Origin of the sequence: uncultured Thiodictyon sp. (assembly GCF_903828115.1) — a bacterium.
Taxonomy (GTDB): Bacteria; Pseudomonadota; Gammaproteobacteria; order Chromatiales; family Chromatiaceae; genus Thiodictyon.
On record NZ_CAIKKU010000253.1, the window covers coordinates 12051 to 36238 of the forward strand.

Annotated in this window: 25 protein-coding genes; 7 read left to right on the plus strand and 18 right to left on the minus strand. The window is 67.2% G+C overall.

What is annotated here, in order from left to right; translation table 11 throughout:
• Window positions 1–128: 128 nt before the first annotated feature.
• Complete coding sequence (locus QZY48_RS09560) at window positions 129–1118, minus strand: adenosine kinase (RefSeq protein ID WP_295430478.1); 990 nt, start codon at window positions 1116–1118, stop codon at window positions 129–131.
• Window positions 1119–1716: 598 nt separating this feature from the next.
• On the opposite strand from QZY48_RS09560, the gene QZY48_RS09565 reads away from it, so the two are divergent.
• The 7 genes from QZY48_RS09565 (at window position 1717) to QZY48_RS09595 (ending at window position 8982) form a co-directional block, all read left to right on the plus strand.
• Window positions 1717–2145 carry a putative toxin-antitoxin system toxin component, PIN family gene (locus tag QZY48_RS09565; RefSeq protein ID WP_295430480.1) on the plus strand — a complete coding sequence of 143 codons (429 nt, stop codon included), beginning with the start codon at window positions 1717–1719 and terminating at the stop codon, window positions 2143–2145.
• On the plus strand, window positions 2145–2387 hold the full coding sequence (locus QZY48_RS09570; RefSeq protein ID WP_295430482.1) for a hypothetical protein: 243 nt from the start codon (window positions 2145–2147) through the stop codon (window positions 2385–2387). Before QZY48_RS09565 ends, QZY48_RS09570 begins: the two co-directional genes overlap by 1 nt.
• 110 nt (window positions 2388–2497) lie before the next feature.
• Complete coding sequence (locus QZY48_RS09575; RefSeq protein ID WP_295430484.1) at window positions 2498–4927, plus strand: DEAD/DEAH box helicase; 2430 nt, start codon at window positions 2498–2500, stop codon at window positions 4925–4927.
• A gap of 77 nt (window positions 4928–5004) precedes the next feature.
• Window positions 5005–5319, plus strand: coding sequence for a helix-turn-helix domain-containing protein (locus QZY48_RS09580; protein ID WP_295430486.1), 315 nt, complete (start codon window positions 5005–5007; stop codon window positions 5317–5319).
• 24 nt (window positions 5320–5343) lie between these two features.
• A complete protein-coding gene (locus QZY48_RS09585) occupies window positions 5344–6642 on the plus strand; it encodes a ribonuclease H-like domain-containing protein (protein WP_295430488.1) in 1299 nt (432 codons plus the stop codon).
• Between the two features lie 171 nt (window positions 6643–6813).
• On the plus strand, window positions 6814–8652 hold the full coding sequence (locus QZY48_RS09590) for a carbamoyltransferase (RefSeq protein WP_295430490.1): 1839 nt from the start codon (window positions 6814–6816) through the stop codon (window positions 8650–8652).
• A 24-nt stretch (window positions 8653–8676) separates the two neighbouring features.
• Window positions 8677–8982, plus strand: a complete 306-nt coding sequence (locus QZY48_RS09595) for a hypothetical protein (protein WP_295430492.1) — start codon at window positions 8677–8679, stop codon at window positions 8980–8982.
• A 216-nt stretch (window positions 8983–9198) separates the two neighbouring features.
• On the opposite strand, the gene QZY48_RS09600 is transcribed toward QZY48_RS09595, so the two are convergent.
• The 17 genes from QZY48_RS09600 to ndk all read right to left on the minus strand — a co-directional run bounded on the left by QZY48_RS09600 (window position 9199) and on the right by ndk (window position 23959).
• The gene (locus tag QZY48_RS09600) at window positions 9199–9741 is read right to left on the minus strand and encodes a hypothetical protein (RefSeq protein WP_295430494.1); all 543 of its coding nucleotides are present in this window, start codon (window positions 9739–9741) and stop codon (window positions 9199–9201) included.
• A 240-nt stretch (window positions 9742–9981) separates the two neighbouring features.
• Entirely contained in the window at window positions 9982–10587 is a 606-nt protein-coding gene (locus tag QZY48_RS09605; RefSeq protein ID WP_295430496.1) for a histidine phosphatase family protein, read from the minus strand.
• Window positions 10588–10744: 157 nt separating this feature from the next.
• Window positions 10745–11218: a protein YgfX gene (locus QZY48_RS09610; RefSeq protein ID WP_295430498.1), complete on the minus strand. Its 474-nt coding sequence runs from the start codon at window positions 11216–11218 to the stop codon at window positions 10745–10747.
• A gap of 145 nt (window positions 11219–11363) precedes the next feature.
• Window positions 11364–11651, minus strand: coding sequence for a succinate dehydrogenase assembly factor 2 (locus QZY48_RS09615; RefSeq protein ID WP_295430500.1), 288 nt, complete (start codon window positions 11649–11651; stop codon window positions 11364–11366).
• A gap of 145 nt (window positions 11652–11796) precedes the next feature.
• Window positions 11797–12489, minus strand: a complete 693-nt coding sequence (locus QZY48_RS09620; protein WP_295430502.1) for a succinate dehydrogenase iron-sulfur subunit — start codon at window positions 12487–12489, stop codon at window positions 11797–11799.
• A gap of 126 nt (window positions 12490–12615) precedes the next feature.
• Window positions 12616–14379 (minus strand): succinate dehydrogenase flavoprotein subunit, encoded by a 1764-nt coding sequence (gene sdhA / locus QZY48_RS09625; protein ID WP_295430504.1) that lies wholly within the window; start codon window positions 14377–14379, stop codon window positions 12616–12618.
• 7 nt (window positions 14380–14386) lie between these two features.
• On the minus strand, window positions 14387–14743 hold the full coding sequence (sdhD, locus tag QZY48_RS09630; RefSeq protein WP_295430506.1) for a succinate dehydrogenase, hydrophobic membrane anchor protein: 357 nt from the start codon (window positions 14741–14743) through the stop codon (window positions 14387–14389).
• Window positions 14740–15120, minus strand: a complete 381-nt coding sequence (gene sdhC, locus QZY48_RS09635; RefSeq protein ID WP_295430508.1) for a succinate dehydrogenase, cytochrome b556 subunit — start codon at window positions 15118–15120, stop codon at window positions 14740–14742. Before sdhC ends, sdhD begins: the two co-directional genes overlap by 4 nt.
• Before the next feature lie 492 nt (window positions 15121–15612).
• Window positions 15613–16875 (minus strand): AAA family ATPase, encoded by a 1263-nt coding sequence (locus tag QZY48_RS09640; RefSeq protein ID WP_295430509.1) that lies wholly within the window; start codon window positions 16873–16875, stop codon window positions 15613–15615.
• A gap of 16 nt (window positions 16876–16891) precedes the next feature.
• Window positions 16892–18304: a ribosome biogenesis GTPase Der gene (gene der, locus QZY48_RS09645; protein WP_295430511.1), complete on the minus strand. Its 1413-nt coding sequence runs from the start codon at window positions 18302–18304 to the stop codon at window positions 16892–16894.
• A gap of 15 nt (window positions 18305–18319) precedes the next feature.
• The gene (bamB, locus tag QZY48_RS09650) at window positions 18320–19702 is read right to left on the minus strand and encodes an outer membrane protein assembly factor BamB (RefSeq protein WP_295430513.1); all 1383 of its coding nucleotides are present in this window, start codon (window positions 19700–19702) and stop codon (window positions 18320–18322) included.
• Between the two features lie 14 nt (window positions 19703–19716).
• Window positions 19717–20346 carry a tetratricopeptide repeat protein gene (locus QZY48_RS09655; protein ID WP_295430515.1) on the minus strand — a complete coding sequence of 210 codons (630 nt, stop codon included), beginning with the start codon at window positions 20344–20346 and terminating at the stop codon, window positions 19717–19719.
• Between the two features lie 74 nt (window positions 20347–20420).
• The gene (locus QZY48_RS09660; RefSeq protein WP_295430517.1) at window positions 20421–20546 is read right to left on the minus strand and encodes a hypothetical protein; all 126 of its coding nucleotides are present in this window, start codon (window positions 20544–20546) and stop codon (window positions 20421–20423) included.
• The gene (locus tag QZY48_RS09665; protein ID WP_295430519.1) at window positions 20543–21523 is read right to left on the minus strand and encodes a RodZ family helix-turn-helix domain-containing protein; all 981 of its coding nucleotides are present in this window, start codon (window positions 21521–21523) and stop codon (window positions 20543–20545) included. The genes QZY48_RS09660 and QZY48_RS09665 overlap by 4 nt, the downstream gene beginning before the upstream one ends.
• A complete protein-coding gene (gene pilW / locus QZY48_RS09670; RefSeq protein WP_295430521.1) occupies window positions 21520–22341 on the minus strand; it encodes a type IV pilus biogenesis/stability protein PilW in 822 nt (273 codons plus the stop codon). The genes QZY48_RS09665 and pilW overlap by 4 nt, the downstream gene beginning before the upstream one ends.
• Before the next feature lie 17 nt (window positions 22342–22358).
• Entirely contained in the window at window positions 22359–23501 is a 1143-nt protein-coding gene (gene rlmN, locus QZY48_RS09675; RefSeq protein WP_295430523.1) for a 23S rRNA (adenine(2503)-C(2))-methyltransferase RlmN, read from the minus strand.
• A 29-nt stretch (window positions 23502–23530) separates the two neighbouring features.
• Window positions 23531–23959 (minus strand): nucleoside-diphosphate kinase, encoded by a 429-nt coding sequence (gene ndk / locus QZY48_RS09680; protein ID WP_100918612.1) that lies wholly within the window; start codon window positions 23957–23959, stop codon window positions 23531–23533.
• Window positions 23960–24188: the final 229 nt, after the last annotated feature.

Consider the following 24188-nt stretch of genomic DNA (forward strand, 5'->3'; position numbering starts at 1 on the left):
GGTGCGGCGGCCACTGTGATCGACCTGGCCGAGTTGGTGGGGGTACCGGCGCCGCCCGTCTGGGTCTTGCTGGTGCCGGGTCTGGTCCTGATGCGGCGGTGGTCGCGGCCTGGCGTCCGGCGCGTCACTTAAGCGAAGGCCTTCAGGACTGCCTGGGTTTCCTCGCGCGAAATCCGCGGCCCCAGCGTCGTGACCAGCCGCGCGGAGGCGGCGGACGCCAGGTCCCCGGCGCGCCGGTGGTCCCAGCCCTGGGTGAGGCCGTAGAGGAAGGCCCCGGCGAACATGTCACCGGCCCCCACGGTGTCGACCACCTCGACCTTGTTCCCGGCGATCTCAATCAGCGCCTGGCCGTCCCACACCAAGGCGCCCTGGGCCCCGCGGGTGATGGCGAACGCACGGCTGATGGTCTTCAGACAGGCCACGGCGCCGTCGAGGTCCGCGGCTGCGGCCATTCCCATGGCCTCTGACTCGTTGGCGAAGATCAGGTCCACGCCGGGGCCGATCATCTCCAGGAGCCCGTCCTTGAAGTAGGTGACCATGTTGGGGTCGGACAGCGACAGGGCGGTGCGTACCCCGGCGCTCGTGGCAATCGCGTGCGCCGCGATCGAGGCGGCGCGGGCGGCGGGGGAGGTGACCAGATAGCCCTCGGTGTAGAACCAGTCGGAGTCGCGCAGGGCCTCTTCCACCAGTTCGTTGGCCGAGAGGTTGCCGCTCACGCCCAAGAAGGTACACATGGTGCGGTCGCCGTCCGGGGTCACCAGCACCACGCAACGGCCGGTATGCCCCTGTTCCTTCTCGGTGTGGTGGTTGGTGTCGACCCCGCCCTCGCGCAGGTCGCGCATATAGAAGTGGCCCAGTTCGTCGTCCGCCACCTTGCAGGAGTAGTAGCCGCGCCCGCCCAACTGGCTGAGCCCGATGACGGTATTGGCCGCGGAGCCCCCGGAGGCGCGCTCGTGGTGGTGGCAGGCGAGATGCAGCATGATCTCCAACTGCTTGGCCTCGTCGACCAGGGTCATGACGCCCTTGTCGATCCCCAAGGTTTCCAGGTCCTTGGGGTCGACCTCGTACTCCATATCCACCAGGGCATTACCGATGCCGTAAACGTGATAGCGCGCCATGTGCTCTCCGGGAGGCTGTGCGTAAAGGGGTGGGATTGTACCAGGGGTGGTTGCGGGCGGTCCGCCCGGGTGCCGCCGCCGTCTGGAGTTCAAGGTGTTACCGTGATAGTCCGGCGGGGCCCTGTGGGAGCGCCTTCAGCCGCGACGAGGCCTCGGGTCGCGGCTGAAACTGCTCCCACGGGGACCTTCGTCTTCCGGGGTGGCTGGCCTTGCTGCCATGACCGTTCACCTTCGCGTGCGGCGCCCAAGGTTGAAGCCTTGGACTCCAGGGAAGCAAGTCGGTCAGGCGGATGGGCGGCGGCGCCGGCCGTGGGCGCCGATTGCCCGCGGTCTCGGGGCGCGGTTAGGATGGCCGATGTTTCCCGCGGTGGTCTGCGACCCCGCCAAGATCACGCCGAGCCACATCGAAGGCGCCCCGGACCTGATCGTCGAGGTCCTGTCCCCCCCTGACTCCAGATCGGCACGTAGCCGGGAAGGGCGGTCCGCGCGGGGCTTGGTCTGCACCGCGGCCCCGAGCCGCGGCCGAAACCGCGGAACCGCGGTCAACCGGCGGGTTGACTCCCTGCTCCTATTCGATATCATCAGCAATATGACATTGATGCGCGTCGTCCTCGACACCAATGTGTTGGTCGCGGCCTCCCGCAGCCGCAACGGCGCATCCTTCGCGTTGCTGCAAGCCTTGCGCGAGCGCCGGTACGTTGCCGTCGCGTCGGTTCCGCTCATGTTGGAATACGAGGCGGTGCTCAAGCGGCCCGAGCAGTTGCAGGCCAGTGGGCGCAGCGAGGCGTTGACGGATGCCTTCCTGGACGCACTCTGCCTGCTCGTGGAGCCGGTGCATCTCTACTATCTGTGGCGGCCGCAGACCCGCGACCCGGCTGACGACATGGTGCTGGAGACCGCGCTGAATGGCCGGGCGGGGGCGCTGATCACGTCGAATGTCGCCGATTTCGTCGCGGCCGGTCGTTTCCGGCTGCCGGTGCTGACGCCAGGCGCGTATCTCCGCCAACTGTCGCAGGAGAAGAACTGATGGCCAATTATGCACTACGAGTCCCCGAATCCTTGTTCGCCTACGCCCGCCAGGTGGCGGAGGAGGAGCAGGTCTCCATGAACCAGTTCTTCGTGACGGCGATTGCGGAGAAGGTCTCCGCACTCAAGACCGAGACCTATTTTCGCGAGCGGCAGGCGCGCGGCGACCTGGCGGCATTCGATGCCTGGCTGGCCGCGAGTCCCGACGTGCCGCCCGCGGCGGGAGATGCGTTGAGCGATTGATCGATTGGCATCCTCGTGAAGCCGCTACTGCGGTTTCACGAACGAGGCTGAGGATTCGCGCCCCCTGGTGTAACCTGACGGCCGCGCCATTCCATCCGGGGACCCAGACGATGCCAGACTCAGGCCGATCGCCCTCAGCCGACCAGGCCGTCATCCGCCTCAAAGACCGCCTGCTCAAGGGCTATCGCGCCCGCATCTGCGGCGAGTTGGTGCGCCCCGCGACCGCAGCCAGCTTGCTCGACCTGCCGCCGGACCTGGCCCCGGGCCTGCGCGAGGCCCTGACCGCCCGCGGCCTCCCCCAACTCTATGCCCACCAGCGCGAGGCCTTCGACCTGGCCCGCGCGGGCCGGCACCTGGTGGTCGCTACCCCCACCGCCTCCGGCAAGACCCTGTGCTACAACCTGCCGGTCCTGGACGCGGTGCTGCGCGGCGGCAAGAAGGCGCTGTATCTCTTTCCGACCAAGGCCCTGGCCCAGGACCAGGTGGCCGAGTTGATCGAACTGGGCCGGGCGCTCAAGGACGCGGGCGCGGACGGCGTGCGCGCCTACACCTTCGACGGCGACACCCCGGGCGATGCCCGCAAAGCGGTGCGCACCCGGGGCGATATCGTCGTCAGCAATCCGGACATGCTCCACCAGGCGATCCTGCCCCACCACACCAAGTGGGCCCAGTTCTTCGAGGGGCTGGCCTTTGTGGTGGTGGACGAGCTGCACAGCTACCGCGGGGTCTTCGGCTCCCATGTGGCCAATGTCTTCCGGCGGTTGAAGCGCGTCTGTCGCTTCTACGGGGTCAGTCCCACCTTCATCTTCACCTCGGCCACCATCGGCAACCCGGCAGAGTTGGCGGGGCGCCTGTGCGGCGAGACGGTCACGGCCCTGATCGAGAGCGGTGCGCCCCAGGGGGAGCGTCACCTGCTGCTGTGGAACCCGCCGGTGATCAATCCGGATTTGGGTATCCGCGCGTCCGCCCGCTCCCAGACCACCCGCATCGCGCGGATGGCGGCCAAGGTCGGGCTCAAGGCGATCGTGTTTGCCCGCTCGCGGCTCATGGTGGAGGTCATCACCAAGTACCTGAAGGATGTCTTCGACAAGGACCCACGCCACCCGCCGCGGGTGCTCGCCTACCGCGGCGGCTATCTGCCGAGCGAGCGGCGGGCGGCCGAGCAGGCGATGCGCGCCGGGCGGGTGGACCTGGTGGTCAGCACCTCGGCCCTGGAGCTGGGGATGGACATCGGCGCCCTGGATGTCGCGATCCTGAACGGCTACCCGGGCACCGTGGCCGCCACCTGGCAGCGCCTGGGCCGGGCCGGGCGGCGGCTGCGGCCCTCGCTCGGCGTGCTGGTCGCCACCAGCGACCCGCTCGACCAATACCTGGTGCGCCACCCGGAGTTCTTCTTCGGCGCCTCCCCGGAGCAGGCCCGCATCCACCCGGACCAACTCCTGATCCTGCTGGAGCAGGTGCGCTGTGCCGCCTTCGAGCTGCCCTTCCGGGACGGCGAGACCTTCGGGGCCGAGGACCTGGGCGAGATGCTGTCCTATCTGCGCGACGAGGGCGTGCTGCAACGCCAGGGCGATCAGTGGTTTTGGGTGGCGGACAGCTACCCGGCCAACGCGGTCTCGCTGCGCTCGGTGGCGGAGGGCAACTTCGTGGTGATCGATACCACCGGCGGCGCCCAGACCATCATCGCCGAGGTCGACTGGTCGAGCGCCCCCGGGACCCTCTATGTCGGCGCCATCTACATGATCCAGGCCCAGCCGTATCAAGTGGAACGCCTGGACTGGCCGGGGCGCAAGGCCTTCGTCACCCGCACCCAGGCGGACTATTACACCGACGCCATCGACTATACCCGGCTCAAGATCCTGGACCGCTTCGAGGGGCGGGCGAGCGGGCAGGGGGCCACGGCCAACGGCGAGGTCCACCTGGTCCGCCGTTACCCCGGCTACAAGAAGATCCGCTACTACAGCCACGACAACATCGGCTACGGCAACATCGATCTGCCGGACCAGGAGATGCACACCACCGCCGTCTGGTGGCAGGCCGAGCCCAGCGCGCTGGAGTCGGCCCTGCCGGACCGCGCCCAGGCGATTGAGGGCTTCCTGGGCGCCGCCTATGCCCTGCACCATGTGGCGGCGCTGCGCTCCATGGCCGAGATCCACGACCTGGGCCGCGCCGTGGGCGACGGGCAGGGCACCTGGTTCGCGGTGACCGGCAACACCGGGCGCGGCCAACTGCGCGGGCCCGACAATGCGCCGGTGGACGGGGAGGGCGTCGACCGCTTCGAGCCGACGCTCTTTCTGTATGACAACTACCCGGGCGGGGTGGGGCTCTCGGCACCGCTCTACGACGCGGCCGAGGTGCTGGTGCGCGACGCCCGCGATCTGGTGGCCGGCTGCGGCTGCACCGGCGGCTGTCCGGCCTGTGTCGGACCTATCATGCCTGGGGATGAGGTCAGGGTGATTACGCCGCGGGAGGCGGCGCTGCGGGTGCTGGGGTTGTTGGAGGGGGGCGCGCCCGGGCTTGATCAGTGCGCAGCCGGTTGACTCCTGCTTGCTATTATCCGGCAAAGACGTATTGTCCGCCCTCATGTACACCGTCATCGCGGCTACGCAGAGCAGTCATGCCATCGAATACGCAACCCCTGACCGATGAACAACTCCAGGCGTTTGAAACAGCACGCGACTTAGGCGATGACCTCCTGGAATCCATCGGCCAGATGAATGCGGGCCTGGGGACCCTGGTGTACTCGCCGATCATCGCCGCCCGCGAGCGTTGCGGCCTGTCGCAGGCACAATTCGCCGCACTCTTGGGGGTGTCGGTGCGCACGCTTCACGAGTGGGAGCAAGGTCGGCGTCAGCCGAGCGGCGCGGCCAAGACGCTGCTCAGGTTGGCGCAGCGGCATCCCGAGGTGCTGCGCGAATTGACCGAGGCCTGAGGGTGGCGCAGAGGTCTCTTTATCATGGGGTTTGAAGAGCGGCTCCGGCGTATCCGCGCCCCGGCGGCAGTCCCGGACGCCAATGCGGCGGTGTCGCCGCCTGACGGGCCCTCGCTCACCGAGCGGCTGCGACGGATCTCGACCGGGCGGGTGACGCCCGCCCCGGTCGCGACCGGGACTCCCGACGAGTCCGCGCTCGCCGTGGCCCTGGGCGCCGCGCTCCTGTGCCCCGGGGTCCTTTGTCTGGAGCGGCGACTGGACCCGCGACTGCGGCACGGCCGGGTGCTGCTTGGGTCTTCCCATCGCCTCGTGCACCTGCCCTGGACCCCGGTTCCCCCTGTCGGGTGGATAAGCGCGGCGCATCCACCAACTGCGCAGCCATTGAGTCCGTGGCTCTGTCTCGACACCGAGACCAGCGGACTGGCCGGCGGCACCGGCACCTGGGCCTTTCTCACCGGCCTGCTGCGCCCCGACGGCGCCGGTTGGTGCCTGCGCCAATATCTGCTGACCCGCCTCGACGCGGAGTCGGCCTACCTGGAGCGGGTCGCCGCCGAACTGGCGCCGCCCGCGTGCCTCCTGACTTATAACGGCCGTACCTTTGACGCCCCACTGTTGGCCACCCGCTTCAGGCTCGCCGCCCGCCCGGACCCGCTGACCGCGCTCCCGCATCTCGACCTGCTGGCGCCGACACGCCGCGCCTTCGCCCGCGCCTGGCCCGACTGCCGGCTCGCCACCGCCGAGTCGCGCCTGCTCGGGGTGCACCGCGACGGCGACCTTCCCGGGTCCGCCGCCCCGGCCGCCTGGCTCGGTTGGCTGCGGCGCGGGGAGACCGGCCCGTTGGCCGCCTGCCTTCGTCACAACCGGGCGGATCTACTCTCCCTGGCCGGTCTGCTCCCGGTCCTGGATGCCGTCTACCGTGATCCGGCCGCCTTCGGCGCCGACTGCCGGGCGGTCGCCGCCGCCCACCTGGCCCACGGCGACCAACCGCTGGCCCTGCGCATCCTGACCGCCAACCGGCGCGGCCTGGACGCCCCGGGCCTGCATGACCTGGCGCGGCTGCATCGCCGTGCCGGTGACTGGGGGTCGGCGCTCGGCATCTGGCAGGATTTGGCGGCGCGTGGCGACTTGCAGGCCCGCGCCGCCCTGGCGCGCTTCTACGAGCATCGCGGCGGCGATCTCGCCCGTGCCATGGAATTTACCGTGACCCTGCCGCCGGGGCCGGAACGGGAGCGCCGCCGCGACCGTCTGCGGGCCAAACTCCAGCGCGGCGGGGGCGGGCAGCAGATTGAATTGTCGATTGACATCCGCCATGACGGCGTTTAACTCCCCCGGTGGAGAGCGGTCCCCCACGACTGAATTCTGATATACTTTATCCACGTCTAGCCGAATGTTTTTGGTTGTGCATTCGCGGCGGGCGTTGCGTCGGCCGAGCGTCATTAACCCACAGGCGACGGCCGACCCACGCGGCCCCCGCCACCTCCGGAGTCAGCGCGAATGAACATCCTGGGCATCTCCGCCTATTACCATGACAGTGCCGTCGCCCTGGTGCAGTCCGGCACCATCGTGGCCGCCGCCCAGGAGGAGCGCTTCTCCCGCAAGAAGCACGATGCGCGCTTTCCCCGCCATGCGCTAGGGTACTGCCTCGACGCGGCCGGTCTGAGCCTGGCCGACATCGATGACGTGGTGTTCTACGACAAGCCGCTGGTCAAATTCGAGCGCCTGCTGGAAACCTATCTGGCTTACGCTCCCCATGGCCTGCGCTCGTTCATGGCGGCAATGCCGGTGTGGCTGAAGGAAAAGCTCTATCTCAAGAGCACCCTGAAGCAGGAACTCGCCGCGCTCGGCGGCATCGCCGAAAAGGACCTGCCACCGCTGCTGTTTGCGCAACATCACCAATCACATGCCGCCTCGGCCTTCTACCCGAGCCCGTTCGAGGAGGCGGCGGTGCTGTGCCTCGACGGGGTCGGGGAATGGGCGACGACCACGGTGTGGCGCGGCCGGGGCAATCGGCTCGAGCCGCTCTGGGAGATCGACTTTCCCCATTCGTTGGGTCTGCTCTACTCCGCCTTTACCTACTATACCGGATTCAAGGTCAATTCCGGAGAGTACAAGCTGATGGGCCTGGCCCCCTATGGCGAGCCCAGGTATGTCGACCTCATCCTGCATCATCTCATCGACCTTAAGGACGACGGCACCTTCCGGCTGGATATGCAGTATTTCAACTACTGCACCGGCCTTACCATGACGAACAAGCGGTTCGATCGGCTGTTCGGGGGTGCTCCACGGACGGCCGAGACCGACCTCACGCAGCGCGAGATGGATATCGCCGCGTCGATTCAGAAGGTGACGGAGGAGGTCGTCCTGCGTCTGGGCAAGACCATCCGCCAAGAGACCGGGATTGAGCGTCTCTGCCTGGCCGGCGGCGTCGCCTTGAACTGCGTGGCCAATGGTGAACTGTTGCGTTCCGGGGTCTTCAAGGACATCTGGATTCAGCCCGCCGCGGGCGATGCCGGCGGTGCCTTGGGGGCCGCCCTGGTGGCGTGGTACGACAAATACGACCGCCCGCGCCCGCTGACCGGCAGCGATTGCATGTCCGGGTCCTATTTGGGGCCGGACTATCCGGCCGATGAGATCCGCCGCCAACTCGAGGCCGCCGGCGCGTGCTATGAGGAACTCGACGAAGTGACGCTGGTAGAGCGCGTTGCCGACCTCCTGGCCGCTCAGCAGGTCGTCGGCTGGCACCAAGGGCGCATGGAATTCGGACCCCGGGCCCTGGGTGCGCGCTCCATCCTGGGAGACCCGCGTGCCCCCAAGATGCAGTCGGTCATGAACCTCAAGATCAAGTACCGTGAGTCCTTCCGGCCCTTTGCCCCCTCGGTGCTGGCCGAACGGGTCGGGGAGTATTTCGAGTTGGACCGCCCCAGCCCCTATATGCTGCTGGTCGCACCCGTCACCGAGCAACTGCGCATTGCCATGACGCCGGAGCAGGAGCGGCTCTTCGGCATCGACCGGCTCAATGTGCCGCGTTCGCGCCTTCCCGCGATCACCCATGTCGACTATTCCGCGCGCATCCAAACGGTGCATCGCGAGACCAATCCGCGCTACCATGCGCTGCTGACCCGTTTCAATGACAAGACGGGGTGCGCCGTCCTGGTCAATACGTCCTTCAACGTGCGCGGGGAACCCGTGGTCTGTACCCCGGCCGATGCTTACCGCTGCTTCATGCGCACCGGCATGGATTATCTGGCGGTCGGGAATTTCCTGCTCGCCAAGACCAGCCAGCCGGCACCGGTCGGAGACGACTCCTGGAAGCAAGAGTTCGCGCTGGACTGAGTGATTGAACTGGAGGGTCAGGACGTGGCCATCGCCTCGCAGAAACGCCAGGCGCTGGACCGCAATAGCCTGCGGGTCGGCGATCGGGTGGGTTTCAAGGATCGCCAAGGCCAGGAGCGGTTCGGCCAGGTGGTGAAGCTCAATCCCAAGTCCGCGTCGGTGCAGGTCGATGCGCTGCGCTGGCGGGTGGGCTACGCGCTCCTGCTGCCGGTGATCGATGGCGCTTTGGGTGATGCGACTTACGCGTTGCCGGGGCAGTGGGTCGCGATCACCGGGGAGGAGACTTCGCCTTTCGATACCGACGGCGAAGATGATAGTGAGGTTACCTGACGGGGGAGTCTTGGTAACGAGTCGAGCACACGTCAAAAGCGATCATTGTCGTTGTCGTTGTCGTAATCGTAATCGAGAATCGATGCAATTTGCGGTGCGAGAGAATCCGGGGCGTCACAATAATCTCGACAACGACAACGACAACGACAACGACAACGACAACGACGCTAAAGGCGTGCTCTAATTGACTTGTTTAACTTATCAGTGAACCGTTCTTTATTCGACCGGCACATAGTAGATCCAGGCATCCTGATCCACCTTGAGGTCGATCAAGCTCTGGTTGCGCACGTCCAGATGCACATAGACCGGGGTGCCGGCGGCGAGCACGATACCGTAGCCGCTCGGGAAGCTCAGGTTGGTGGTGGTGACGTTGGAGCCCAGGTAGGTGTTGCCGTGGTCGGCTCCGTAGACATAGAGCGCGGGGCCCATGTATTTCATGCGGAAGATGCAGCCGCTGCCGTCGGAGTCCCCGCAATTGTACATTTCCTTGCGGGTACTGATCTCCAGGTCCACATAGAGTGCCACGTCGGCCTGCTCCGCCGCCGAGACGCTGACGATCGCCACCTTGGTCTTCGGCACCCAGACCCCGGCTTTGTCCACATGGCAGGTGGTCCCGCGCAGGCATAGTCCGGTGGTGGCCCTGATCACCGCCGTGTTGAGCGGCTGGATCGCGGGTGCGGCGGCGACCGGACCCGCGAGGCTGGCGAGCAGTAGCGGGACTAGGGATAGGGCCGCGGCGGGCGGGCGTGGCTGATACATTCTATGTGGTTTCCTCGTGGGTCCTGTGCGATGGGCCGCAGCGGACACTATTGAATCCAAAAAGAGTATTTGGCCGCAAATGAACGCAAATAAGCGCAAATAAACCTGCTGGTTAGCATTGTCGCGTGTGTCACCCCGACGGTGAACATTCGGTAAAGGCCACGTCTCTGATTATTGGCGTTAATTTGCGTTCATTTGCGGCTAAACTGCTTTTTTCTGGTTGAATGATCGGGTTGCTGTTCAGCTGACCCTTTGCGGGGCCTCGCACTCGCACAGGGTGGCATGGGGTGTGACCTCGAGCCACACCGATTCGCCATTCTTGCGCTTGAGGTTGAGCACGGTGTCACGCGCCAGGCCCTGGATGTGTCGCGTAATAACGTCCATGACCCAGCCGTGGGTGATCACCAGAATGCGGTCGGTGGAGTGCTCACTGGCGATGTCGTCCAGGGCCGCCAGGACCCGGTCCGCGAAATGATCGAGCGATTCGCCTTCGTCGAAATGGCAGCCGGGATTGCGCCGCTGGATCTCCTCGTGGAGGCCGGGGTGGGTGAGCGACAGTTCGCTCTTGGGCATCCCCTGAATCAGGCCGAAGTGGCGCTCCTTCAGGCCCTCATAAGCGTCCGGGGCCGGCAGTCCCCAGACTTGGGCGATGATCTCCGCGGTCTCCGCGGACCGGCGCAGCGGGCTGGTGCAGACCCGGGAAAAGCCAAAGGTTGCCAGGGTTTCCGCCAGTTCCAGGGCCTGCCGTCGGCCGGTGTCGTTCATCGGCACATCGATCCAGCCCTGGAGAATTTGGGCGATATTCCAATCGGTTTCGCCATGCCGGGTCACGCAGAGCTTTGTCATCTTGTTCCCAAGGCCCCAAGACTGGCAAAATCGTCGTCAATCTTGCGGATGAAAGTGATTTGATCCGGGATTATGCCACTTTTCGCCGATCCTGTTCGGCGTCCTGGGTGCAGAGGGTTTCACCGGCCCGAACGGCTTCATTCTGGCGCTCGGTCTCCTATGCTGCGTGTTCGACCTGATCTATATCGCGATGCTGGCCGGTCCCTTCGATCCGCAGGCGTTGCCGCAACCGGCGCAGTTGTTCGCGGTCCAGGGCATCGGCGAAGAGTGGGAGCGCCCAGCGGCGAACATAGCCGCGGCGCAGGTTCAGTACCACCAGCGGAACGCTGACGAAGGTCGATGGGGCCAGGCGGGCCTCGGTTTCGGTCCCGGAGAGCAAGACGATGGTCCAGGTGCCGTCGGCCTGCCAGGTGGCCGCGCGGATGGACCAGGGCGCGCGGCCCAGGACCCGGACATAGAACTGATAGGTGAGGCTCAGGCCGACCGGGATCAGCAGCAGCAGCCAGGCGGCCCCGGGCAGTGCGAGGATGGCGGCGGCGGCCAGCAGATGGGTGAGTGCGACGAAGGCGGCGAGTCGCCGGGAGAAGCGGGGTTGGATCAGGAGCGGCGGTTGTTCACGATGGGAGGCCATGGCTTACCGTGAAAGTCGCGCCGGGAGCGCGCTCCAATTCTCCCTCTCCCTCTGGGAGAGGGCGGGGTGAGGGAACGGCCATGGCGCCCGCAACTTTCATATTCCGGGGTGGGGCAGGCGCCATGGCCGTTAGCCCGGGTCTCGCTCAGGGGTGCTGGGCGGCCACGACCGCCACGATATGCCGGATCAGCTCATGCAGCCGTGGATCCTCGTGGACGCGGCGGGACATGAACCAATCGCTCAAGTCCTGGTCCTGTTGGGCGAGGAGGGTGACGAATTCGGCGCGCCCCCGCGGGTCCAGGTCTCGGTAACCCTGGTCCAGGAAGGGCATCAGGAGATGGTCCAGTTCCAACATGCCGCGGCGGCATTGCCAGCGCAGACGGCGGATCTCTTCGTCGGTGGTGCCGTCCGGATCTGGGGTGGTGTCGGTCATGGTTGGCGATCCGTTCGTAGGCCGGGTAGAGCGCGGCGAAACCTGGCGGGCAACGCTTGACCGGGGCGTTGGAGATGGGTTTCGCTGCGCTCTACCCATCCTACGCAAAGCCCCCGCCCGGTCCTGGGCGGGGTCTGATGCGGGGCTACAGGCCCTTCTCCAACATCAGGTCCTTGATCCGCCCGATGGCGCGGGTGGGGTTCAGGCCCTTGGGGCAGACCTCGACGCAGTTCATGATGGTGTGGCAGCGGAACAGCTTGTAGGGACCGTCCAGTGCGTCCAACCGCTCTTCCGTCGCCTGGTCTCTGGTATCGGCGAGGAAGCGCCAGGCCTGGAGTAGTGCGGCGGGACCGTGGAACTTCTCCGGGTTCCACCAGAAGGAGGGGCAGGCGGTCGAGCAGCAGCCGCACAGGATGCACTCGTAGAGTCCATCGAGTTGATCCCGGTCCTCGGGGGACTGGGGGATCTCCTGCTCGGGCATGGGGTCGGTGCGGATCAGGTAGGGCTTGACCGCCCGGTACTGCTCGTAGAACTGGGTCATGTCCACCACCAGGTCCCGGATCACCGGGCGGCCCGGGAAGGGACGGACCACGATGGGCTGCGCAAGCTCGGTGATGGGGGTGACGCAGGCGAGGCAATTCTTGCCGTTGACGTTGACCCCGTCCGAGCCGCACACGCCCTCCCCGCAGGAGTGGCGGAAGGCAAAGCTCTCGTCCTGTTTCTTGATCTCCAGCAGGGCGTCGCGCAGCATCATGCCCTGGACGGGGCGGACCTCATAGGTCTGCATGCGCGGCTTCTGGTCGACGTCGGGGTTATAGCGGTAGACGCTGATCTTCATGATGAGTGACTGGTCGTAAGTGGTTAGTGGTCAGTGGGTGAAGATCAGTGGTTGGGGCCTTGCAGAGGTGCGGTCCGCGCCGCGGAACCTCCGGCTTGCCGCCAACCACTATCCACTTGCCACTTCCTAATAGGTCCGCTCCGCCGGCGGGAACGACTCGACCGTCAACGGCTTCGTGCGCACCCGCTTGTAGTCCATGCGGTCGCCGTCGCGATAGTACAGACTGTGCTTCATCCAGTTGACGTCGTCACGCTTGGGGTAATCGGGCCGCGAGTGGGCGCCGCGGCTCTCCTTGCGGTGCAGGGCGGACACCGCGACGGCGAGCCCCACGTCGATCAGGTTTTCCAGTTCCAGGGCCTCGATACGGGCGGTGTTGAAGACCTTGGATTGGTCCCCGAGCCGGGCCTCCTTGAAGCGTTCGCGCAGTTCGCTGAGCTTCTGGTAGCCCTCGGCCATGACCTCCTCGGTGCGGAAGACCCCCGCGTGGTCCTCCATGCATTTGCGGAATTCGGCCCGCAGTTGATGCGCCGGCACGCCCTCGCCCGTGCGGTCCCAGCGGGTGAGGCGGGCCATGGCCTGCTCCAGGCTGACCGGGTCGGTCTCACGCCGGTGGGGGTTGGCGCGCACATACTCGATGATGTCCTTGCCGGCCAGACGCCCGAACACCAGGATGTCCAGGAGCGAGTTGCCGCCCAGGCGATTGGCCCCGTGGACCGAGGCGCAGGCGCACTCACCGGCGGCATAGAGCCCGGAGATGACCTCTTCCGCACCGAATTTGGCCGGGATCACCACGCGCCCGAAACGGTCGGTGGGGATGCCGCCCATCTGGTAATGGGCGGTGGGGAAGACGGGGATGGGCTCTCGCACCGGATCGGCCCCGGCGAAGATGCGGCTCGATTCGCGGATGCCGGGCAGGCGCTTTTCGATGACGTCCGCGCCCAGGTGCTCGAGCTTGAGGTAGATGTAATCGCCGTTCTCGCCGGCACCGCGCCCCTCCTTGACCTCGGTGACGATGGAGCGCGCGACCACGTCGCGGCTTGCCAGGTCCTTGGCGCGCGGGGCATACCGCTCCATGAAGCGCTCCCCGTCCTTATTGACCAGGAAGCCGCCCTCGCCGCGCACCCCCTCGGTGATCAGCATGCCCTTGCCGGCGATACCGGTGGGGTGGAACTGGTAGAACTCCATGTCCATCAGCGGCACCCCGGCGCGCAAGGTCATGGCGCAGCCGTCACCGGTGTTGATGTGGGCGTTGGAGGTGGTGCGGAAGATCTGACCGCAGCCGCCGGTGGCGAGCAGGATCGCCGTGGCCTCGATCAGCAGCGGCTCGCCGGTCTCGATCTCCAGTACCAGGGCCCCGCAGATGATGCCCTCCTTGTCACGCACCAGGTCGAGCGCGAAAAACTCGTCGAAAAAGTGGGTCTTGGCGCGGATGTTCTGCTGATAGAGGGTGTGCAGTATGGCGTGTCCGGTGCGGTCCGCCGCCGCGCAGGTACGCGCCGCCTGGTCGCCGCCGAAGTCCTGGCTCTGACCGCCGAAGGGACGCTGGTAGATCTTGCCGTTGTCGAGCCGCGAGAAGGGCACACCCGCGTGCTCCAGCTCATAGACCGTCGGGATCGCCTCGCGGCACATGAACTCGATGGCGTCCTGGTCCCCGAGATAGTCGGAGCCCTTCACCGTATCGAACATGTGCCAGTGCCAGTTGTCCGGCAGGACGTTGGCGAGTGCGGCATTGACTCCGCCCTGGGCCGCCACCGTGTGGGAGCGGGTCGGGAAGACCTTGGAGACCACTGCCACATGGATGTCGGCGGTCGCCAGTTGCAGTGCCGCGTTCAGGCCGGCGCCGCCGGCGCCGATGATCAGGGCATCGAAGTGTCTGGTTGGGATGGACATGGACGGATTACCCTGGCATTCCTGCTTTGATGACGGCGATAACGATGGCCTTGAAGCCCCAGAGCCCGGAGGCCAGGAACATGAAGGCGACGAGCGCGAGCAGGATCATGCGCAGGCCGACGTTCTTCACATAGTCCAGAAAGACGTCGCGGATGCCGACCCAGGCGTGGGACAGGAGAATCGGGAAGAAGATCAGCAGCGCGGCGGTCACCATGGGTTGGGCCACCCAGGCGCGCAGGGCCTGATCGTCCGCCGGGGCGTCGACCAGGAAGTGGATGAAGAGATAGGCCATGAAGACCGCGAGATAGACGGCGGTGACCCGCTGGGTCAACCACGCGATGACGCCGGATGCCTGGCGACTCATTGTGCGATCCTCCAGATCAGAACCAAGCCCAGGACCACCACCGCCGCGACCATCACGACCCAGGCGCTGACCCGTGAGGAGGCCCGGTCGAGCCCGATGCGCAAATCCAGGAGCAGGTAGCGAATCCCCGCGAACAGGTGGTGCAGGATGCTCCAGGCCAGCGCGATCAGGGCCAGCCGCACCAACCAATGGTGGAGGAAGGCGGCGCTGGCGGCGAAGCCCTCGGGTCCCGACACGGCCTGGTCGAAGATGATCGCCCCGACCGGGATGGCCAAGACCATCAGGACGCCGCTGATGCGGTGGAAGATGGAGACGTAACCGGTGGCGGGGAGTCTGATCCGCCACAGATCCAGGAACACGGGTCTGGTCGATTGCATGCTTGATCCTGTGTGGATTGCGAAGGCTGTGGGCGCCGGTCGGCCCCCCGCGACACCGGCCCTGGGGCCCGGTGCGGCGTCCGGCAGGTGCGACGGGCCTCACCTGCACTCAAGCGTCCTGCGCGCTACCGGCAGGGCGCCCAAGGGTCGCACCCCCTATTGTGCACTGCAACAGCGTCGCGCGTCACCCGGGTGTGCATCAATGGGTTCTATTTAGCCCGCATCGCTTGCCAGCCTCGGTGCGTTCGCGATGTGGGCTACAAGGCGGGGAACGTACGGAATCCGAGGCACAAGAGCCTGCGTAGACGGCGGCTGGGCGGATGCCTTTTGAGGTACCAGGCCATCAGGGGCCAGCGACGTGCTCGGGCGGCTGGCCGAACTGCCTGGACCACTCGAAACCGACCTGTGGGGCACCACCCGCCGGGCACGGTCCAAGATCTCGGGGCCGCGGGTCGCCGGGCAGTCGTCGTCCGCGTCCAGCAGGCGTCGACGCTATTCGACTCCGCGCGGCGTGTGGATGCGCACAGGCATAGGCGGGGGTGGGAGTGCCTCGAACAAATCGGCGGGGCGGGACCCTGGGCCTGGGATCGCCTCTCGATCCGGACCTAGCTGATTGAGCCGCATGAGCTCGCCCGTGGTGAACAGGTGTTCTTCGAGCATCTGACGCGACGCGGCATCGATCGGGGCAATTCGGGATTCGCCGCCTTCAGAGACGACCGCGAGTAACGTCGCGGGGCTCAGTCCGGAGTCATCGAGCAGGTCCGGGCTGTGGCTGGTGACCAGCACCTGGGTCTTTTCGGCAGCCCGTTGCAGTGCCTCGCGCAAGGCGGCGAAGGCGGCGGGGTGGAGCGCCGTCTCGGGCTCTTCGATTCCGACCAGCCTGACCGAATCATCGCCGACGCCCTGAAACAAGGCGACGAGTGCACCGAAGACCCGCAGGGTACCGTCCGACATGCCCTGCGCGGGAAAGCGCCAGGGAGATTCAGAGCCCGCCACGTCTTGGCGAAACTCCAGGGTCTCCATGGGGCCGAACGACTTGTGCTCCACGCCCTGGACCATAGGAACCACCGCGTGCAGGTATTCGCTGACCAACTCGAGCGTCTCTGGGGCTGTGCGCACCAAGTGCCGTACCACGCTGGCGATATTCTCCCCGGATGGCTTGAGTAGCCGACCTTCCTGAGGTTTCTGAAGCTCCCGCATGAGCTTCGGGTCCAGGTTATAGAAGCCCATGGCAGTCAGTGCGTCGAAGACGGGCCGGAAGGCGGGGAGCCCGGACGCGGCAACGAGTCCGAGCCGGTCCGACGTGACTGCGGGAAAGGACGCCTCGCTGGTTGCGACTAAGTTGCCGCGCTGAAGCTTGAACCCACGGTTCTTGTCCCCTAAACCGATCACGCACTCTTCGTCCTGGACCTCGTAACCGCCACCCTTGAGGGCGCCCACCCAGAAGGCATAGAAGCCCTGGAGATAGATGTCATGGGGCTTGACGGGTAGCTGAAACTCCAGCCGAATCCCAAAGTGGTTCGGGCGTCCGCTCGATCGCCGCCGCACCTCGTTGAGCCCGCCACGCTGATTCAGCGCGTGGTCCAGCGAGCCATTGAGGGCATCCGCCACCAGATGCAGGGCATCGAGAAAATTGCTCTTACCGGACCCGTTCGGCCCGAGCAGATAGGTCAATGGTCCGAGCCGTACGTCGCAGGCCGCGATGCTCTTGTAATTGCGCAGCACGACCCGCGTGAGGAAGACGGACGACGGCATGGGGGCGACGCTTGAGCTACTTGCGCCTGACGTACGCCTTGAGCCGCGCCCGGTGCTTGATCTGCCGCTCGGTCAGGTTGTTCTTTATGCCCTTGAAGGGGTTGGTGCCGCTCTTGAACTCGATGCGCAGCGGGGTGCCGGAGAGACCCAAGTCCTTGCGGAAGCGGTTGATGAGATAGCGCCGGTAGGTGTCGGGGACGTTCTCGGTCTGGTTGCCGTGGATGATGATGAGCGGCGGGTTGCGCCCGCCCTGGTGGGCATAGCGCAGCTTGATGCGCCGGCCGTGCACCAGCGGCGGCTGGTGCTCCTGGACCGCGGCTTCCAAGAGCCGGGTCATCTCGGGGGTGGGAATGTCGCGCATGGCGTTGGCGTAGGCGCGGTCGACCTCATCGAGCAGCAGCCCTACGCCGCTGCCGTGCAGGGCGGAGATGCGATGCTGGGCGGCGAAGTCGAGAAAGCCGAGCTTGCGCTCGATCTGGGTGTGGACCTGGGTGCGGGCATCGGTGTCCAGCCCGTCCCATTTGTTGATGGCGACCACCAGCGCGCGCCCGCTGTCGATGATGTGACCGGCCAGGGTCGCGTCCTGCTCGCCGACACCTTCGTGGGCGTCCAGCACCATGATGATGACGTTGCACGCCTCGATCGCCTGGAGCGTCTTGATGATGCTGAACTTCTCGATCACGTCCGTGACCTTGCCGCGGCGCCGCACGCCGGCGGTATCGATCAGGGTATAGCGGCGCCCGCGGTATTCGACCGGGATGAAGATACTGTCGCGGGTGGTGCCGGGCAGATCGCAGGTGACCAGTCGCTCCTCACCCAGGAGTCGGTTGATGAGGGTGGACTTGCCGGCATTGGGGCGCCCGACCACGGCGACCTTGATGCCCTCGTCCGCGCCGGTGGCCTCGGCGTCGGGGTCCGGGACGACCTGCGCGGCGCGGAACGCCAGTTCCTCCAGCAGCCCTTCCATGAGGGTGCGCACCCCGCGCCCCTGGCTGGCGGAGATGGGCACGGGGTCGCCGAGGCCCAGGGCATGGAACTCCGCGGCGACCAGTTCGCGCTCCGCGTGGTCGGCCTTGTTGACCACCAGGCTCAAGGGCTTGCCAAGCCGACGCAGGCGCTCGCCGATCTCGTGGTCGCCGGCGGTGCAGCCGTCCTTGGCGTCGACCAGGAAGATGATCTGGTCCGCCTCCTCGATGGCGGCCTGGACCTGGCGCTGCATCAGGGCCTCGACCCCGTCGGCGTTGAAGCTGATCCCGCCGGTGTCGACCACTACGTAGGGGTTGGGACCGACGCGGCCGACCCCGTACTGGCGGTCGCGGGTGAGGCCGGGGAAGTTGGCCACGAGGGCGTCCCGGCTCTGGGTGAGCCGGTTGAACAGGGTGGACTTGCCGACATTCGGACGGCCCACCAGGGTGATGACGGGCAGCATGTCGGAGGTGCCTCTTTAGCGTGTGTTACGGGCTGGGTTCTGGGGCGTCGCCGCCGGCTTGGCCGACGGCTTTGCCGGGGCCGGGGGCGGCGCTGCGGGTGCCGCCGGCGGTGCGGCAGTCGCGGGCTTGGCGGCCCTGGTCACCTGGGTGGGGAGTGCGGCCTCGTCCACGGCCGCCGCTGACTGGGCGCCGCCGCGGCTCCCCCCGGGGGCCGTGCCGGTACTGAGCACGGCCAGGGTGCCGTCGGTGGCGTAGACATAGAGCCGGTTGCCAACCGCCAGCGGGCGGGCGGTGATGGCCTTCTTGCTCACCCGGGTGCGGCCGACCAGTCGGCCGTCGGCCTGGGCCAGCAGGTGCAGCCAGCCGTCCAGATCACCCACGGCGATCAGGTTGCCGAGCAGGGCCGGGGCGGTGAGTTGGCGGTTGCGCAGCCGTTCCTGTTTCCAGCGCCCCGCGCCGCCGACCGGGTCGGCGCCCCACACCAGGTCCGCGGAGTCGGTGATGAAGAGGTTGGACTGCGTGGCGGCCAGCCCGGCGTGGGACGACAGTTCCCGGCGCCACAGCACGCCGCCGCCGTCCAGGTCGACCGCCGCCAGGTCGCCGTTGTAGGTGCCGACGAAGATGACCTTGCCGATGACCACCGGGTCGGCATCGATGTCCGTGACGCGGGCCAATTCCGAGCGCCCGCCCGGCGCGGTGACGATGACCTCCCACAGCGGGGTACCGTCCGCCGGGTCGAGTTTGACCAGCTTGCCGCCGGCGAGTCCGACGATGACCCCGGTGGGGGCGATCACGGGGGTGCCGCTGCCGCGCAGCGTCAGGACCGGTGCCGGGTAGGGAACCCGCCACAGCTCGGTACCCTTGGCCTCATCGAGCGCGAAGACGCTGTCGTCGAGGGTGTGGATGATCACCTTGCCGTCGTCGGTGCGTCGGGGTACCGAGAGGACCTCCCCACTGAGCTGGGCGCGCCACAGTTGCTTGCCGTCGGTGCCGGACAGCGCGATGACCTGGCCGTCGCTGGTCCCCAGGATCAGGCGCTCCCCGGCCAGTTCCGGGCCCGCGCTCAGCGGCAGCTTGGTGTCCTTCTGCCACAGGACGCGCCCGCTGCCCGCATCCGCGGCGACTACCCGCCCGCGTGCGTCGGCCACGTAGACGCGGCCCCCGCCGACCGCCGGGACCAGATAGAGGCGTCGGCCCTCGCTGCCCTTGGTGAGGCGTGCCGACCACAGGGTGGTGGCGGTGACCTCGGGGACGATGGTGGCGAGTTTGGTCGGCGGGCTGGGGTCCTTCTCGCCGCCGAGCCAGGGGATGTTACTGCAACCGGTCACGACGCCGGCGACCAGCAATGCAGTGCAGGTGCGCAGGGCGCGACGGTAGGCGGGGTGCCGGGTGGGCATGGTGTCGGTCGGCCTCAACCGGCGGTGGGCAGGTTATCGAGCTTGAGCCGGATCAACTGGGGCAGGCCGGTCCCGGCGGTGATGGCCTTTTCGTAGGCGGCGCGTGCCGCGGCACTGTCCCCGCGGGCGGCGGCGAGGTCGCCACGCACGGCCGCAAAGTCCCCGGCAAAGGCCGCGCCGTCGTCATGGGCGGCGACGGTGGCCGCGGCGGCGTCCAGTTGGCCCTGGGCGAGTTGGATGCGTGCGAGCCGCAGGGCCGCCAGGCGCGTCAGGGCCGGGTCCGGGGCCTTGACGAGCAGCCGTTGCAGGGCGGTCATGGCCCCTGGGGCGTCGCCACTTTCATACAGCACCCGGGCCGCGACCAGGGCGCCCAGGGCGGGGTAGGGGGTAGCGCCGTATTGCTGGTCCAGGAGTTGCGCCTGCTTGGCGGTCGACTCGGCCTCACCCGCGGCGGCACTGACCATCAACTGCTCGAAGGCGGCCGAGGCCTGGGCGCCGACACCGTTGCGGTAGTCGGTCCAGGTACGCCAACCGAACACGACCGCGAGGCCGATCGCCACCCCGCCCACCACGGACATGCCGTTTTCCTTCCACCATTTCTTGATGGACTCGACCTTCTCGTCGTCGGTTTCGTATTCGCTCACGCTCGGTTTCCTTTTTGGGTCTGGGCACTCGTCTAACGGCTGGATTCCAGCGGGGGTTGCCTTGGATCGCCAGGCTACCGTTGGCGCCGGAGCGACGGGCAGGCCCGTCGGTTGGACATGATCTGCTCGAAAACAGTGCGATTATAGTAGTCCACTGCGCGCACCAGGTGCGGATTGATTTGGTCGGCCGGGGTGCTCATTCGGGGCTTCTCGGGTCGAACTTGAAGCGCGCGTCCTTGCCGCGGGCGCGGTCGGCCAGGTCGACGGGGCGGCCGCCGACGGTGATGCCCAAGGCCGCGGCGTTGCCGATGGTTACGGCATAGGGCGGGCTGCCGGCCAGCACCCGGGTGTCACCCTTGCGCATCTGCCCTTTGAGGATCAGCGCGCCGGTGGCGTCACGGACGTTGATCCAAGTCGTGGCGGAGAAGTTGAGGACGACCTCGCCCGGGGGGTCGGTCGGCGTGCCTGCCGCAGGCTCGGCCGCGGCGCCGGTCCTGGTCGCGTCGGGGGGCGCGTCGGGGGTCGCGACCGCCGGGCCTTGGGCCTGGGTGGCGGGTGGCGCGGGGGGCAGGGCGAGGGCCGCCGGCCGCTCGGGTTCCGGGCCGGTGCCGGTAGCGGCCGGCAGCGGCAGCGCCGCACCCGCGGCGCCTTGGGTGGCCGGCGCGCTCGTCTGGTCCAGCGGCGGGCGGGTGTTGGCCGGTGTCGTCAGTGCGAGGCCGGAGGCGTCGCCGGGAGTCAGCGACGACAGCAACTCGGACCGGTTCTGCCACCAGAGTGTGAGCATGGCGACCACTGCGGCCAGCAAGGCGAGGCTGATCAATCGCACCAGGATGTGACTGCTGCCGATCTCCTGCCGGGGCAGGGGACTGACCCGCAAGCCGACCGGCTCCGGGTCGGGATGGGCCGTGCGAAAGGCGGCAATCAGCGGCTCCGCGTCCAGGCCGAGCAGGCGCGCGTAGTTGCGCAGGTAGCCGGTGACGAACACCGGCCCCGGTAGGTCCTGATAGCGGTCCTGTTCCAGGGCCTCGACCGTCGCGACCCGTAGATGGAGTTGGGCGGCGATGCGTTCGACCTCGATCCCGCGGGACTGGCGCTGCACGCGCAGGCGGCGCCCGGGGTTTTCGGAAAACTCGACGACATTTTGATCGTCCGGACTGACGGCTTGAATTTGATTCATCGCGAAGGGCTCATTGAAGGTCCCGAAGATGGGGCGCTGGAGGGGGCGCTCTCGGACGGAAACTTGTCGCGCAGGACCTGTTCGTAGGTCTCGGCGCCTTTGACATTGCCCAGCTTGCGCTCGGTCTTGATCGCCAACTGCAAGGCCTGGAAGGTGTCGGCGTTGGCGGTGAACACGCCCCTGAGGTAGTCGTCCAGGTAGCGGCGCAGGTAAGCCTTGGCCGCCTTGGCATTGTTGCGGTTCAGCTCGATGGCGGCCAGCATATACAAGGCCGGGCCATACTTGGGGTTGGCGGTCAGTGCGCGTTGGTAGAAGGTCTCGGCCGCGGCGGCCGCGCCGGCACTCATCGCGCAATTGCCGGCGTTGGCCAGCGAAAACCAGGGGGTTTTGTAAAGCGGGTTCGCGAGCGCCTTCGCGTACTGGGCCTGCGCCTCGGGGTAGCGCCGCAGGGTGCAGAAAAAGCTGCCATAGGCGTCCAGGATTTCGGGGCTGCGGGGGGTGAGCTCCAGGGCGCGCTTGAAGTTTTCTTCGGCGAGCGGGGTTTCCCCGATCTTCTGATAGATCAGTGCCAGCATGTAATAGCCGCCGGAGTTGCGCTGGTCCGCGGTGATCGCCTTTTCCGCGTTTTTCAGCGCCGCCTCCGTCTGCCCCAAGCGGGAGTACTCCGCGGCGATCGCGATATAGAGGTCCGCCGGGCTGTTCTCGGTAGCGTTGGGTACGTCGATCGAACTCGGCGTGCCGCGGGCCTGGTGCCGGCTGCAGGACGCGCTCGCCAGGCACAGGGCGCAGAGGGCGAGGATCCGGAGCAAGGCCGTCATCTGCGTGGCGGGGTGGTTCATTGGGCCTGGCACCGGGGAGGTTCAGCGCCGGGGGCGGGCGGCAGGGTGGGCAGACCGACCGTGACCGGGCGTTCGCCGCGGCGGGTGCGATCCTCCACCCGGCCGACCAATTGCCCGCAGGCGGCGGCGATCTCATCACCGCGCGTCTTGCGGGTGAAAACCAGCAGGCCGGAGCCCATCAGGCGTTGGCGAAAGGCCTCCAGCTGCGCCGGGGGTGTGGTCTTGAAGCCGCTGTCGGGAAACGGATTGAAGGGGATCAGGTTGAGCTTGGACGGGGTGCCCTCCAATAGTCGGATCAGCTGTTTGGCGTGCTGGAGACTGTCGTTGATGCCGTCGAGCATCACATATTCCCAGGTGATCTTGCGCCGTTGATCCCCGGCGAGATAGGCGCGGCAGGCCGGCAGCAGCTCCTCCAGCGGGTACTTGCGATTGATCGGCACCAATTGGTCGCGCAGGGCGTTGTTGGGCGCATGCAGCGATACGGCCAAGGCGACGTCGCTGACCTCCCTCAACCGATAGATATTGGGCACGATACCGGAGGTGCTCAGGGTGACCCGGAATTTGGAAAGATTGTAGGCCAGGTCGTCCTGCATGACCGCCATGGCCTTGACCACCGCCTCGAAGTTCGCGAGCGGCTCGCCCATGCCCATCATCACCACGTTCGATGGCGCCGTGCCCAGTTGTCGTGTCGCATGCCAGACTTGGCCGACGATCTCGCCCACCCGCAGGTTGCGATTGAATCCCTGGCGGGCCGTGGCGCAGAAGGCGCAGTCCAGCGCGCACCCGACCTGGGAGGAGACGCAGAGGGTACTGCGCCCCTCCTCGGGGATGTACACCGTCTCGACCCGCTGCCCGTCAGCAAGCTCCATCACCCACTTCAGGGTGCCGTCCGCGGACGGCCGGGAGTGGATGATGCGGGGCAGGCGCAGCAGCGTGTGGTCCGCCAGCGCGACGCGCAGGCGCTTGGGCACGTCGGTCATTGCGTCATAATCGACGACCCCGTGCTTGTGGATCCACTTGAACAGATTGCGCCCGTGGAAGGTCTTGAAGCCAAGCGCGGCCACCAGTGCCTCACAATCGGTGAGGTCCAGGTCCAGCAGGTTCGGCCCCGGGGCCTGGGCTTCTTGCGGGTTATCCATCGCGGGTGCGCGGTCCGGTCGGGTCAGGGTCAGCGGGTGCGCGGGCAGAGGCCTTCGGGGAAAAAGAACGCAATTTCCACCGCCGCCGTGTCCGGGGCGTCGGAGCCGTGCACCGCGTTCTCGGTAAAGGAGTCGGCGAAGTCCGCCCGGATGGTGCCGGGGGCCGCGTTGGCCGGGTTGGTGGCGCCCATGATGTCGCGGTTCTTCGCGACCGCGTCCTCACCCTCCAGGGCCTGGACCATGACCGGCCCGGAGGTCATGAAGTCCACCAGTTCCGCGAAGAACGGCCGGCCCTGATGCACCGCATAGAAGGCCGCGGCCTGCTCCTTGCTCAGGTGCACCATGCGGGCGGCGACGATGCGCAGTCCGGCCGCCTCGAAACGGCTCAGGATGGCGCCGATGGCGTCTTTGGCGACGGCGTTGGGCTTAATGATAGAGAGGGTGCGTTCGACTGGCATGGGGGCTCCGGATCAGGTGTTTGAGGGTGCGCCCGCGGCGATAATGGGGCGAGGTCCCGGGGGCGTCCCCGGCGCGGCGCAGTGGCCGCCGCCGGTGCGGGCCGGCGCAAAGCAAGACGCGCAGTCTACCGGCAAGAGGGATGACCGGCAATGCCGGGTGTCTGCCGCCGCGCCCGGGCCGGGCGCCCCGGGCGCCCCGGCCGGGCGCCCCGGGCGCGCGGCAGTGCCC